The organism is Streptomyces sp. NBC_01275 (genome assembly GCF_026340655.1).
Classification (GTDB): Bacteria; Actinomycetota; Actinomycetes; order Streptomycetales; family Streptomycetaceae; genus Streptomyces.
Genome location: NZ_JAPEOZ010000001.1, coordinates 9,387,739 through 9,400,148 on the forward strand (window position 1 = coordinate 9,387,739; position 12,410 = coordinate 9,400,148).

At 68.3% G+C, this 12,410-nt stretch carries 9 protein-coding genes and 2 pseudogenes; 4 read left to right on the plus strand and 7 right to left on the minus strand.

The features are described from left to right. Nucleotides 1-727: 727 nt before the first annotated feature. The 5 genes from OG562_RS41170 to OG562_RS41190 all read right to left on the minus strand — a co-directional run bounded on the left by OG562_RS41170 (nt 728) and on the right by OG562_RS41190 (nt 5,781). Nucleotides 728-2,269, minus strand: a complete 1,542-nt coding sequence (locus OG562_RS41170; RefSeq protein WP_266407222.1) for a long-chain fatty acid--CoA ligase — start codon at nt 2,267-2,269, stop codon at nt 728-730. A gap of 70 nt (nt 2,270-2,339) precedes the next feature. Further along, complete coding sequence (locus OG562_RS41175) at nt 2,340-3,197, minus strand: SDR family NAD(P)-dependent oxidoreductase (protein WP_266407225.1); 858 nt, start codon at nt 3,195-3,197, stop codon at nt 2,340-2,342. Then, nucleotides 3,190-4,038, minus strand: coding sequence for an alpha/beta fold hydrolase (locus tag OG562_RS41180; protein WP_266407227.1), 849 nt, complete (start codon nt 4,036-4,038; stop codon nt 3,190-3,192). The genes OG562_RS41175 and OG562_RS41180 overlap by 8 nt, the downstream gene beginning before the upstream one ends. 434 nt (nt 4,039-4,472) lie before the next feature. Next, a complete protein-coding gene (locus OG562_RS41185) occupies nt 4,473-4,718 on the minus strand; it encodes a hypothetical protein (protein ID WP_266407229.1) in 246 nt (81 codons plus the stop codon). 259 nt (nt 4,719-4,977) lie between these two features. After that, entirely contained in the window at nt 4,978-5,781 is an 804-nt protein-coding gene (locus OG562_RS41190; protein WP_266407231.1) for an SDR family NAD(P)-dependent oxidoreductase, read from the minus strand. 85 nt (nt 5,782-5,866) lie between these two features. Here OG562_RS41190 and OG562_RS41195 point away from each other — a divergent pair, with 85 nt between their 5' ends. Together OG562_RS41195 and OG562_RS41200 are read left to right on the plus strand one after the other, a co-directional pair. Further along, nucleotides 5,867-6,715: a helix-turn-helix transcriptional regulator gene (locus OG562_RS41195; RefSeq protein WP_266407234.1), complete on the plus strand. Its 849-nt coding sequence runs from the start codon at nt 5,867-5,869 to the stop codon at nt 6,713-6,715. Between the two features lie 134 nt (nt 6,716-6,849). Continuing rightward, nucleotides 6,850-7,655, plus strand: a pseudogene (locus tag OG562_RS41200) (IS5 family transposase); the annotation flags it as partial. 130 nt (nt 7,656-7,785) lie between these two features. Here the strand turns inward: OG562_RS41200 and OG562_RS41205 are convergent. Further along, nucleotides 7,786-8,423 (minus strand): annotated as a pseudogene (locus tag OG562_RS41205) (transposase family protein); the annotation flags it as partial. A 15-nt stretch (nt 8,424-8,438) separates the two neighbouring features. On the opposite strand from OG562_RS41205, the gene OG562_RS41210 reads away from it, so the two are divergent. Together OG562_RS41210 and OG562_RS41215 are read left to right on the plus strand one after the other, a co-directional pair. Then, nucleotides 8,439-8,870 (plus strand): hypothetical protein, encoded by a 432-nt coding sequence (locus OG562_RS41210; RefSeq protein ID WP_266409888.1) that lies wholly within the window; start codon nt 8,439-8,441, stop codon nt 8,868-8,870. Beyond that, nucleotides 8,867-9,277 carry a hypothetical protein gene (locus OG562_RS41215; RefSeq protein ID WP_266407237.1) on the plus strand — a complete coding sequence of 137 codons (411 nt, stop codon included), beginning with the start codon at nt 8,867-8,869 and terminating at the stop codon, nt 9,275-9,277. Before OG562_RS41210 ends, OG562_RS41215 begins: the two co-directional genes overlap by 4 nt. A gap of 251 nt (nt 9,278-9,528) precedes the next feature. Here the strand turns inward: OG562_RS41215 and OG562_RS41220 are convergent, their stop codons facing one another. Continuing rightward, nucleotides 9,529-12,078: a glycoside hydrolase family 32 protein gene (locus tag OG562_RS41220; RefSeq protein WP_266407240.1), complete on the minus strand. Its 2,550-nt coding sequence runs from the start codon at nt 12,076-12,078 to the stop codon at nt 9,529-9,531. Nucleotides 12,079-12,410 lie beyond the last annotated feature (332 nt).

Below are 12,410 nucleotides of genomic sequence, written 5' to 3' on the forward strand. Positions count from 1 at the left end.
TTGTCAGGCGGTGCGGGTGGGGTGGTCGGTGTAGCCGCCTCGCCGCCGCCGTAGAAGGTGGCCGGCCGCGGGTGTTCAGTTGCGCACCAGTGCGTATGCACTCGACCAGGTCGGGGTTGGCGAGTGCCGTCAAGCCGGCTCTGACGATGGCGGCGACGCCGTCTTCGATGTCCTGGCGCGGGTGGCGATGTCGGTGCCGGTACGGTCAGGACCAGCCTGGTCGGCCACAGCTTGCGGGAGGGTGTGCAGGAGGCCGTCGTCGCCGTAGTGGGCGATGTGCAGGTAGGCGAACTGAGCGGGGCGAGGGCGCCTATGATGCCGGGTTCAGCTTGTGGGTGTCGCTCTCGGCACTGCCCTCTGACGGGATTCGACACGACTCACGGCGATCACGACACCTGGCGCGGAGCCTCGTCGACCGCCACCTCTCGGGCGAGCACGGTGACCAGCTCGGCACCGGTGGTCCCGCAGCGGGATGCGCCGGGCCCCACCGGGCACGGAACTTCCGTACAAGGTCCTCGAATCGACCCGCAGAGTCCTGACTGCACCCGACGACTGTGTGCATTTGATGCGTGGCTTGCACCAGCGCGGCCGAGGCCAGGCCGCCGGCAGCGGATCAGCACTGAGCCCGTCCTCGTAGCCGTGGACCGGCGACCAACGCGACTGGGTGACAGCCGCGAGGCACGTGCAGTGCGCAGGGAACCCGTGGCGCCGGCGACGGCCCTGCCTTCTAGGACAGTTCGCGCTTGAGGATCTTCCCGGTGGCGGTCATGGGCAGGGCGTCGACGAACTCGACGATGCGCGGGTATTTGTAGCCTGCGAATTGCTCTTTTCCCCAGGCTGTCAGCTCGGCCTCAGTCGTACTGTCGCCGGCCCTCTTGACGACGACGGCCTTGATCTCTTCCCCGTGACTCAGGTGCGGAACTCCGATCACAGCGACCAAGGAGACCGCGGGGTGCTCCATGAGCACCTCCTCGAGCTCGCGCGGGTAGACGTTGAACCCCCCGCGAATGATCATGTCCTTGGACCGGTCGACGACGAAGTAGAAGCCGTCCATGTCCTTGCGAGCCAGATCTCCGGTGCGGAACCATCCTTGGTTGACGGCCTCCGAGGTGGCCTCGGGGCGCTTGTAATAGCCCTTCATGATGTTGTAGCCCTTGATCGCGATCTCCCCGACCGCGCCGGGGTCGTCCTCCACATCCGACCAGTCATCGTTGATGAGCTTCATCTGGACCCCGGCGATGGGCCGGCCGATCGATCCGACACGGGGCTCCTCGCCGTACTTGGCGAATGACGCGATGGCCACCGTCTCCGAGAGCCCGTAGCCCTCGAGGATCGTCACACCGAAACGTTTCTTGAACTCTTGGTGGATCTTCGCGGGAAGCGCGGAACCACCGGACACGGCGATGCGCAGGTTGGCGGCCAGTCGGGCGACGTCGACGCTGTCGTCGAGCGCCTCGAGCAGACCCCAGTACATGGTCGGCACGCCGCCGAAGAACGTCACGTCATGGTCGAGCATGAGCTCCAGCGCCTCTCGGGCGGAGAACCTCGCTTGCAGGACGAGTGTGCCGCCGAACCCGATGGCGCCGTTCTGGATGACCATCTGGCCGAAGGCATGGAAGAGCGGAAGCACGCACAGGTAGACGTCGGGTGTCGCAGGGTCCGACTCGAAGAGCTGGACACCGGCTCGGGCGATGTCGTACACGTTCCGGTGTCTCAGTTCCGCGCCCTTGGGCTGCCCGGTGGTACCGGACGTGTAGAGGATGACCGCGGTGTCGTCGTCGGCACGATCGACCGTCTCGAACGTCTCCGGCTGCCCGGCGACAGCGGCGGCATGGATCCGGTCCGGCGTGACGCCGTCCACAGACGCGCCGCTGCCGATGAGGAAGAAGTGCGCGGCCCGATCGGCGGCCTCGAAGGCCGACCATGCCTCGCGCCCGATCGGGAGCTCTGGACTGCCTTCGGAGGCGAAGTACGCCGTCGCTTCGGAGTCGTTGAGGTGGTAGGCAATCTCCCGCGCCTTGAGGAGCACGTTCAACGGCACGACGACCGCGCCGGCCTTGAGGATCCCGAAGTAGATCGTCGTGAACTGCGGGCTGTTCGTGCAGGACAGGGCGACCTTCTCGCCAGGGCGAACGCCGCGCTCGATCAGCAGGTTCGCCACCCGGTTCGACGCCGCGTCGAGTTCCGCGTAGGAGATCCGATCGCGACCGAAGACGATCGCCGTGCGCGCCGGGTGTACCGACGCGGTGCGGGTCAGCAGTCCGGACACGTTCCGGGTCGAACTCGTCATCAATGGCTCCTGGTCTGTGCTTGGTCGGGGCACCGCGTTGTTCCTGACGTCAGGTGGTCAGGAAGTCCTCGCCTTCACGCGTGTCGAGGCGTCCGAGAATGCTCTGGACCGTGTTGTCCTGCGCCAGGCCGGAGTCCATACCGGGTGCGATGATGCCGCGGGCCCTGGAGACCACGGTCCATCTGCGCGGACGAAACACCCGCGCATCCCGGCGACACAGGCCCTCGACGATGGCTTTTGCCGCTTGCTCGGGGCTGATGCGCCTACGCAGGAACCTCGGCTGGGTGCCGAGCAGCGCCTGGGCCACTGGATCCTCGTCGAGGCCCTGCCGGGTCATGTCCGTGTTGATCACCGCGAAGTACGCGGTCGTGACGCTGACGCCGTGAGCGGCGAGCTCGACCCGCAGTCCACGGCCGAGTTGCTCGACAGCTGCCTTGCTCATCGCGTACGGGATGGCGCCGGCCCCGTTGACGAAGGCGAACACCGACGAGATCAGTACGAGCCGGCCACGGTTCTCGATGAGGCCCGGAAGGGCGGCACGGACCGTGTTGAGCGCACCACCGACGTTCACGTCGAAGAGTCGGTCGACCGCCGAAGCCGATGACGCCCGGAGGGTCACGCCCCGCCCGAGTACACCTGCGTTCGCGATCACGATGTCCAGGCGGCCGGCGTCCCTGACGACGGTCTCGACCGCTCGGCTCATGTCACCGAGGTCGGTCACGTCGCCGGCCAGGTAGGTGACCCGCTCGTCGATCGCCTCGCCCGCAGCCGGGCGGTGCAGATCGATCACGAAGACCCGGGCGCCAGCGGCGGTCAGGCACCGCGCGGTCGCCGCGCCCAGGCCCCGGCCGCCGCCGGTGACGAGGGCGACCTTTCCGGCGATCGACCGGTCGGACCTGTCAGTCATCGAGGAACTCCAGAACTTGGGGGACGAACTCCCGGTGGTGCTGGAAGACGCCGCCGTGCCCGGAGTTCGGGTAGATCTTCAGGCGGGCGTTCGGGATCCGGCGGGCCATGTCGGCCGAGTTGCTGCTCGCGACCATGAGGTCGTGATCACCGTTGGCGACGAAGACCGGTTGGGTGATGACCGAGAGGTCGTCGGGTTCGTGCAGTCCGGCGGCGCGGATGGCCTTCAGCTGCGCGCGTCGAGCCTGCAGGGAGATTTTTTCGTCGCGATTGTGGGTGCGTTCCTTGAGCCGGGTGAGGTAGTCCTTCGCGGCCCGCTTGCCCTCGGCGTTGCGGGGGAAGAACAGGAATGTCCTGGCGTCCTTCAGGGTGAGCGCGGACTTGACGTACGCCCTGACCGCGACCTTGTTGATCTCCTTGATGCCGCCGCCTCCTCGGGGACCGGTCCCGGCCAGGATGATCCGGCGCACGAGCTCGGGTGCCTGCAGGGCCACCATCTGTGCGACTCCGCCGCCGAGCGAGAACCCGAGGAGGTCGACTTTCTCGAGTCCCATCGCACGGATGAAGGCGACGGCGTCGCGGCCCATGTCCGCGACGTCGGGCGGCACGGATCCGCCGGACGCGCCGACCCCGCGGTTGTCGAACGTGATCACTCGGTGGCGGGCGGCGATGCCGTCGATGATCCTCGGGTCCCAGTCGTCAAGGACGGCCATCAGGTGGTGCAGGAACACCACCGGAACGCCTTCGGTCGGGCCGAGCTCGCGGTAGGCGAACGGCACCCCGCCGACGTCGATCGTGCGGGTGGGTACGTCGATCCACTTCATGTTCTTTGTCGTCTTCATCTGACCTCACCGGATACGGCCGAGGACCGCGGCTCCGCGCAGTTGCATTACGGTCATTTAACTTACGGTTGTAATACATACAGGCGGAATGAAGTGGTGGCAAGTGCTCTGCACCCACTGAGTAGGAGTTGCCACCGAAGGCTCCGGTCCGATGGACCGTCGCGAAGACGTCTCGACCGGGCAGCGGAACTAACCCGGCTCGAGTCGACACCATCTCGAGCGGCCCTGGGCAAGAGACGCCGACGGTAGGTGCACCTGGCACTCCGAGATCTCTGTCGAACCCGGGGCGGTTCACCAAGGCCCTCCGGGGCGGCACCGCGGCGCCGCGTCCGCACGCCGATCACCTCCCAACGGGCCTGACCCGCCGCCTACCGAATCCTGGGAGCCCGCGCACCAACAGGATCGGTTTGGTGCGCGGGCGTGGGTGGCGTGGTTCAGAATCGGCCGGGGGTGCGGCCGAGGGTGTTTTGAGGGTCGGCGGGGTTGGGGCCTTGTACTGCTCCGACGTACAGCTCGACCTGGGACTTGAACCGATCGACGGCGGCGCGGCCGCTCATGAACTTCGGAAAGGCGAGGGGGTCGGTGGTGCGGTAGTCGGCGAGGGGCTTCAGCCCTGTGGGCGGGGCGACATCGGTGCGTACGGGCCATGTGAAGCTCGCGATGACGTTCTGTGTGGGCATGGCGGCGATCACGGGCACGGGAGTAGGGCGGCCGATCCTTGGGGACAGAGGAGGACCGGGCAGGTCCCGGGCCGCACCCGCCAGCCGCTTACCCCAGTTGAGGACGCACTTGATGGCTGTCCCGTTGTCGACGGTCACGCAATTGGGTGATCGTCCACAACCGTCGCGTTCCATCCCCTGGTCTCGTCATTTCGGGCTGTTCACGCGCCGAGGGGCTCTGACAGGGGCGGCGTACTCGGGCGGGGCCCGCAGGTGCGACTCACACCGTGATGCCTCCGTCGACGGGCAGGACTGCTCCGGTGATGTACGAGGCGCGGTCGCTCAACAGCCAGGCGGCCGCTTCGGCGACTTCGTCGGGGTCGGCGGCGCGTCGCAGGGGGGTGCGGGCGTTGAGGTGCTCGACGATGGTGGGCTCCCGGCTGGCCCACTGCCGCATCATGGCGGTCATGGTTGTGCCGGGAGCGATGGCGTTGATGCGGATGCCTTCCGGCCCGTACTCGGCGGCTGCGGTCTGGGTGAGGCTGTTGACCGCCCGTTTGGCGGCGGAGTATGGCCCCAGTCCCGGGTTGCCCACCAGGCTGCCGACACTGCTGTTGTTGACGATCGCGCCAGTTCCGGACGTCCGGAGGATCGTCCGGACCTCAGCCGCCATCGCCAGCCAGACGCCTTTGTAGTTGATCGAGGTGACGACGTCGAAGTCGCCTTCGGGCACCTCGGCGAGGGATGCGTGGGGGATGGTGATGCCGGCGTTGTTGAAGGCGACGTCCAGCCGTCCATGGCGCTCCACCGCTGCGTCGACCGCGTTCTGGACACTCGCGGCGTCGGCCAGGTCGGTCACCACGTAGCTGGCGGTGCCGCCGGCCCCGCGGATTTCCTCGGCCACGCCGTTCAGTTCGGATTCGCTCCGCGAGGCCAGTAGGACTATGGCTCCTTCCCGGGCGAACAGCCGTGCCGCGGCGGCGCCGATGCCTCGACCGGCGCCGGTGATCAGTGCGACCTTGTCCGCCAGGAGCCCGCCAGGAGCGCGGTCCGGACCGTTGTTCGGTGTCGTTGCATTGCTCATGCCCGCAGCCTGCGGCCGTTTTGCCGCGCCAGCCAGGCACGGCCGGTACCTGGCTGGCCCGCGTGGACGACGGGACACTGGGCGTGTGGACAAACCTGAACTGGCGGACTTCCTGCGCAGCAGGCGCGAACGGCTGCAGCCCTCGCATGTGGGACTGCCGACCGGACCACGACGGCGCACGCCCGGTCTGCGCAGGGAGGAGGTCGCCCAGCTCGCCCACATCTCAACGGAGTACTACACCCGCCTGGAACAGGCCCGCGGCCCCCACCCCTCAAGGCGCGTGCTGGCGGGCATCGTGCGTGCGTTGCGCCTGTCCGACGCGGAACGCGACCACCTCTACCACCTCGCGGGTGAGCCCCCCGGCCCGCCGCCAGGCCCGCCCCGCGAGGTGCGGCAGAGCATCCTGGACCTCATCGACCGCCTGCCACAGGCCGCTGCCATTGTGCTCGACGCGACGTACGAAGTGATCGCCTGGAACGCCCTGGCCGCCGCGCTCCTGGAGGACTTCTCCGCACTGGCACCACGCGAGCGCAACCTCATCCGGCGCCACTTCCTGCACCCCGACCCGGCACAACGGCATTACGGCCTGTCCGGCGAGGAAGTGTTCGGCCTGTTCGCCGCCGGCCACCTGCGCGCCACAGCAGCTCGCTACCCCGACGACCCGGGGATCCGCGCCCTCGTTGACGAACTGGCGAGTGGCAGCGACGAGTTCGCCCGCCTGTGGACCTCACACCAGGTACGGACCGCCCGCCACCTCCACAAAACGATCCACCACCCGGTGGTCGGACCGATCACGCTGAACTGCGATGTCCTCGTCGTCCCCGACCAGGACCAGCACGTGGTCATCTTCACCGCCGAACCCGGCTCCCCCTCCGACCAGGCCCTGCAACTCCTCTCCGTCCTCGGCACCCAGAACATGGATATCGACACATAGGCCACCCCAGCCACTGCGCCCGATATTCGATGTGCACCCGGCAACATCGGAACGCCACAGAGCGAAGCCCCACGTCAACCCCCGAAGGACATCCACGCTCCACCACTAAGAGGTCCTCACAGAAGCTGTTGATCATGTGGCTTTCGGCTTGGGCGGTCGTTGGTCTGTTCGTGGGGAAACGTCAGTCGCGGCCGTGGATCGTGTCGGATGAACTGTGTTCGCTTATCGAGCCGTTGTTGCCGGTGCCGGGACCGAAGCTGGTGGAGGGCAGGCCTCGGATACCGGACCGGCAGGCCTTGTGCGGGATCCTGTTCGTGCTGCACACCGGCATTCAGTGGGAGTACCTGCCCCAGGAGCTGGGCTTCGGCTCCGGCATGACGTGCTGGCGGCGCCTGGCGGCTTGGCACGAGGCCGGGGTCTGGGACGAACTGCACCTGGTGCTGCTGAAGAAGCTGCGGGCCGCGAACAAACTGGACTGGTCGCGGGCGGTGATCGACTCCTCCCACGTGCGGGCGGCCCGGCGGGGCCCAAAAGCGGGCCCAGCCCGGTCGACCGCGCACGGCCGGGCAGCAAGCACCACGTCCTCACCGACGGCCAGGGCATCCCGCTCGCGGTGTCGCTGACCGGCGGAAACCGCAACGACGTCACCCAACTCCTGCCCTTGCTCGACAAGGTTCCCGCCGTGGCCGGCGTCGTCGGCCGGCCCAGACGCCGGCCCGATGCGCTTCTCGCGGACCGCGGCTACGACCACGACAAGTACCGGTGCCTGCTATGGCAGCGCTGCATCCGCCCGGTGATCGCCAGACGAGGCGAGGAACACGGCTCTGGCCTGGGCGTCTTCCGTTATGTGGTTGAGCGCACGATCGCATGGCTACACGGCTTCCGCCGCCTGCGGATCTGCTGGGAACGACGCGACGACATCCACGAGGCCTTCCTGAAGCGCGTTGCAGAAGGCCATATTTTTGCAGGTCAAGGCCCGATCGCGGCTGTTCTGATCACGCGGCCAGGGCGAGGTTGTGCATGTGGGCGACGGCCTGGACGGCGTGGTGGAGGCCGTCGCCGTGCTGCCGGCAGTCGCGGAGGATTTTGTAGTTCTTCAGCCGGCCGATCGCATGCTCGACCCGCGCACGGACCCGGCGATGCTCGGCGTTGTCCCTTCCTCGCCGGCCAGCAGAGCCCGGCCGGGTCGTTTGCGGTGCGGGACGACCAGGCCCGTGTTGATGTAGGCGCCGTCACCGAGCACGGTGACGCCCTGACACTGCTGCGGCAGGCCGGAGTCGCGCCACACATGGGCGTCGGCCCTGTTTCCCGGGGCCGGGCGTGCGGTGGCCACGACCAGGCGGGTGTCGGCATCGATGATGACCTGCACGTTCGCGGAGAAGCGGTAGTTGCGGCTGGAGGCGCCGACCCGGCGGTCGCGGACCGGAATCAAGGTGCCGTCCACGATCCACAGCCGGTCCGCAGCATCGACAGAACGGGCGGACGGCTCGAGCGCGAGGAGGGGCCCAAGCCGCTGGATGACCCTGCACACCGTTGCAGGCGAGACCCCGAACAGGGGCGCGAGCTGCCGCATGGTCAGGTTCGTCCGGTAGTAGACAGCCACCACCAGCACCCGGTCGGCGAGCGGCAGACACCACGGCCGCCCGATCCGCGGCCCGTCGCCACCCCGCTTCCGCACCACCTTCAGCAACCGCCCAAACTGCTTCATCCGCTCCGCGACCGCATGGCCGCCGGTGAGAAGATCTCCGGACCGGCGGCCCGTCGCGCTGTCACCGGCGCGACCGAAGCCCCGCACTTCGAGGGCCGCATCGTCCCCTCCACGTTCGCGAGGAAGGCAGCCGCCTATCCCGCCCGGGACGGCATTGTCCTGTTCGACAACCCCGACGCCCTCCTGATCTGCGCATTCAAGCGCGAGACGGCATTGTGCGAACCGGCAGCGAACGCGACCTCGCCGAATGTGCTCGACTGCCGGGCAGGCTGCGACAACATGGCCCGCGCCGACACCCACACCAGTCAACTGCGTGATCGCGCCGACGAGATCGACCAGCTCGCCGCGCACGCACCCATGCACATCGGCAACCGGCTGCGGGCCAACGCCGCCCGACTCCGCCAGGCCGCCGTCACCCACGCCGCCACCGCCGAGGTCCTGAGATGACCGAGCAACCCACCGACGAGCGCACGCGCATCCGCGAGGCCATGGACCGCCTCCTGGCGGGGCAGGCCACCGCCTCCAACGGGAGTCTCACCATCGCGGCCCTCGCCGTCGAGGCCGACGTCCACCGCATGGCCTTGATGAAGGGGCACGCGGATCTGAAGTACGCATTCTACGAGCGGGTACGCACCGAAGCGCAGCAGGTCCCCGAGGCGGAGCGCCGACTGCGCGAGTCCGTGGTCAAGCTCAAGGAGACCGTCTCGAACCAGCGAAGGGAGATCAAGGAACTGCGGGAGCTAGTCACCCGTCTCACCCTTGCGGCTGCGGTCCTGACCGGCCAGCAGAGCCAGTCGGCGCCCCGCTCGCAGGTCCCGGACAACGTCGTTTCCTTCCGTCCGTCGGAGGAATGAGGCTGCGGGCCCGCTCGGGGGCGATCCCAGGTCTGTGCGAGTCGGGTGCAGGAAGTCACGCACAGCCGCCTCGCCACGCCAGGGTCCGAGCGTTGCGTTGCGCTCCCCTACGTAGGCCTTCGCCCGCCTGGACTGGGCGTTGGCGAGGATGTCGACGCGATCGGTTGCCGAGTTCCAGGCCGTGGTCCCTTGCCGGTATCCGCGCGCCGGAAGCCGTGCCTGGCCGTCCGGCGCACGGACCTGAGGGCTCGTCACGGCCAGATGGACTTCAGCTGCCACGACTGCATGTGGTTGAGGGTGGCGGTGCCGTCTTCGGCGAAGGCGTCGATGCCGGTGCTGGAGGGGTCGGGGAAGATCTGGTCGGTGAGGGTGACCTGTTCGCCGCGGGTGTTCTGGGCGTAGACCTCGACGGAGGAGGCGTCGACGAGGACGTGCAGACTCAGTCGGCCGCCGTGGAGTTCGAGGGGGGCGCGCTGGACGCCGCCGAAGGTGGGGTCGAAGTCGGTCGCGCCGGAGGCGGTGCGGTCGATGTAGACCTCGCCGGTGGTGGTGTCGTAGCCGATGCGGGTGCGCTGCCCGACGCCGGTGCGGACGTCCAGGCCGGAGCGGTCGGCGGTGCCCGGGGTGAGGTCGGCCTGGAGTTCCAGGGCGCTGCCGTGTACGGCGAGCGGGGTGGTGGTGTTCGTGACGCGGGTGCTGGGCGCCTGGGTGCCGTCGCCGCGCAGGCCGGCCAGTTCGCGGACCGGCTGCTGGATCAGCTGGACCCTGCTGTTCACGGTCTTCAGGGAGAGCTGGCGGGGGAAGGTGTCGGCGCTGCGCCACGGGCTGGTGGGGATGGCCTGCCCGTAATTCCAGTTGTTCATCCAGGCGGTCATGATGCGGCGGCCGCCGGGTGCGTCGGTCCACGTGTTGGCGGCGTAGAAGTCGGCGCCATAGTCGAGCCAGTGGGCGCGCCGGGTGGTGGACAGGGCCGGCTCGTCGGCGGCGGTGAACTGATCGGCGAGGACGTGTCCCCAGCCGCTGGAGTTGGCGTCCACGATCTGGAGCTGGACCTTCTCGCCCTTGTAGGAGCTGGTGTTGAACGACGCCCAGTCAAGGTTCTCGGAGTCGGCGCCGGTGGCACTCTGGACGACCTTGCCGTCGACCAGCAGGTTGACGCCGGTCTCGACGGAGGCGGGCTTCGCCTGGGTGTCGGAGAGGACGACCTGGTCGAGGTTGAGGTGGCCCCAGCCGCCTGTGTTGTCGTCCACGACCTTGATCTGGGCCTGCTTGCCCTGCAGGTCGGACAGGTCCCAGGAGGCCCAGTTCAGGGCCTCGCCGTTGGATCCGGTGGCGGAGCGCACCACCTTGCCGTCCACGATGAGCTCCACCGCGGTGGGCGCGTCGGAGCTCGCCGGGTGATAGCCGCCGCCGATGAGGAAGTTCAGGTACTTCTTGTCGATGGTGAAGGTCGGCGAGGTCAGCGTGCCGGTGCTCGCGTCGCCGTTGAGGAAGGTGTTGGCGAGCCCCTTGCCGAGGTAGCCGGAGACCTGCTGCTGGCCGGGGAGGGCGCCCTGGGCCGGTCCGGGGCCGAAGGCGTCGCCGGTGGTGGTCCAGTCGCCGATGGGGCTGGTGTAGGTGCTGCCCTCGAAGTCGGCGAGGGTTTCACCGGTGGGTGCCGGCTGGTCGCCCAGGGCGGAGCCGGGTTGGTAGGGGTGGGTGCCGCCGCCGACCTTGAAGTTGATGTAAGCGCTGGTCACGATGAACGCGGGCGAGGTGAGCGTGCCGGTGGAGGCATCGCCGCCGTGGAAGCTGTTGGCGAAGGCTTTGCCCTCGAAGCCGGTGACGGTCTGCTGGCCGTCCACCGGCCCGGTCGCCGGTGCGCTGCCGAACGCGTTACCGGTGGCCGTCCAGTCGCCGAACGAGCCGGACTCGAAGTCCTGCACGACGGTGCCGCTCGGCGGGGTGTAGCTGTCGTTGTCGTCGGAGGTGAACTTCTCGCCGTCGAAGTCGCCGACGAAGTACTGGGCGCCGGAACCGCCCGCGATGCCGCCGGGGTTGAGGTTGACCGCCAGCACCCATTTGGTCTTCTTCGGGTTGCCGTCCACGGGCAGCGGGAACAGGTCCGGGCACTCCCACACCCCGCCGGTGGCGCCGGCCGGGCCGAAGTCGCTCTGGTGCGTCCAGTGCTTGAGGTCGGGAGAGCTGTAGAAGGAGATCTTGTGTTGGTCGGCGAGGGCGACCGCCATCAGCCAGCTCTTGGTGGGGGCGTACCAGAAGACCTTGGGGTCGCGGAAGTTGGTCGAGCCGATGTCGAGGACCGGGTTGCCCGAGTACTTCATCCAGGTGGTGCCGCCGTCGGTGCTGTAGGCGAGGGCCTGCTCCTGCTTGCCGGTGGCCTTCTGCGCGCTGGTGTAGATGGCGACCAGCGGCGGGTTCTGCTTGGTGCCGAAGCCGGTGGTGTTGTTCTTGTCCAGCACCACACTGCCGGAGAAGATCATTTCCTGGTCGTCCTGGGGGATGGCCACCGGGAGCTGCTTCCAGTGGACCAGGTCGGTGCTGACGGCGTGGCCCCAGGACATGTTGCCCCAGGTGTTGCCGTCCGGGTTGTACTGGAAGAACAGGTGCCACTGGCCCTTGTAGTAGATCAGTCCGTTGGGGTCGTTCATCCAGTTCTGGGCCGGGGTGAAGTGGAACTGGGGCCGGTACTGCTCGTGGTAGAGGGTGTCGGCCATGGCCGGGGAGGCGGCGACCAGGCCGAGCCCGGACAGGACGGCCAGCGCGGCGAGGAGTCTGCGGCGCGGACGAGTCGTTCTGGACATGGCGGCTCCTTGCAGGCATGCGGGCTTCGGTCCAGCCGTACGGGGACTGGCGCGTGACAAGTGACGCTTGAGGCGTGTCGGGTACGGGCAGCGGCTCCGCCGTGGTCCCGTCCGAGGCCATGGGCGGGGCCTGCCTGCCTGTCGGGACGGCATGACGGCACGGTGCCAGCCGTTCCAGTCAGGTCTGGAAACGTTTCGCCGAACGTAGGGGCCCATGTCGCCGAAGTCCAGACCCTGCGCAGGAAAACTCCCGAATGCGAGGATGAGGACGGCTGCACGGTGCCATCGACCACAGGGGGAAACGTTGCCCAGCCAGCAGAACGGCACAGGCC

What these genes read in the sequence shown, in the direction of transcription:
- OG562_RS41220 (WP_266407240.1), bottom strand. Translation starts at nt 12,078, where the DNA reads ATGTCCAGAACGACTCGTCCGCGCCGCAGACTCCTCGCCGCGCTGGCC.
- OG562_RS41215 (WP_266407237.1), top strand. Translation starts at nt 8,867, where the DNA reads ATGACCGAGCAACCCACCGACGAGCGCACGCGCATCCGCGAGGCCATG.
- OG562_RS41175 (WP_266407225.1), bottom strand. Translation starts at nt 3,197, where the DNA reads ATGACTGACAGGTCCGACCGGTCGATCGCCGGAAAGGTCGCCCTCGTC.
- OG562_RS41185 (WP_266407229.1), bottom strand. Translation starts at nt 4,718, where the DNA reads ATGCCCACACAGAACGTCATCGCGAGCTTCACATGGCCCGTACGCACC.
- OG562_RS41180 (WP_266407227.1), bottom strand. Translation starts at nt 4,038, where the DNA reads ATGAAGACGACAAAGAACATGAAGTGGATCGACGTACCCACCCGCACG.
- OG562_RS41210 (WP_266409888.1), top strand. Translation starts at nt 8,439, where the DNA reads ATGGCCGCCGGTGAGAAGATCTCCGGACCGGCGGCCCGTCGCGCTGTC.
- OG562_RS41190 (WP_266407231.1), bottom strand. Translation starts at nt 5,781, where the DNA reads ATGAGCAATGCAACGACACCGAACAACGGTCCGGACCGCGCTCCTGGC.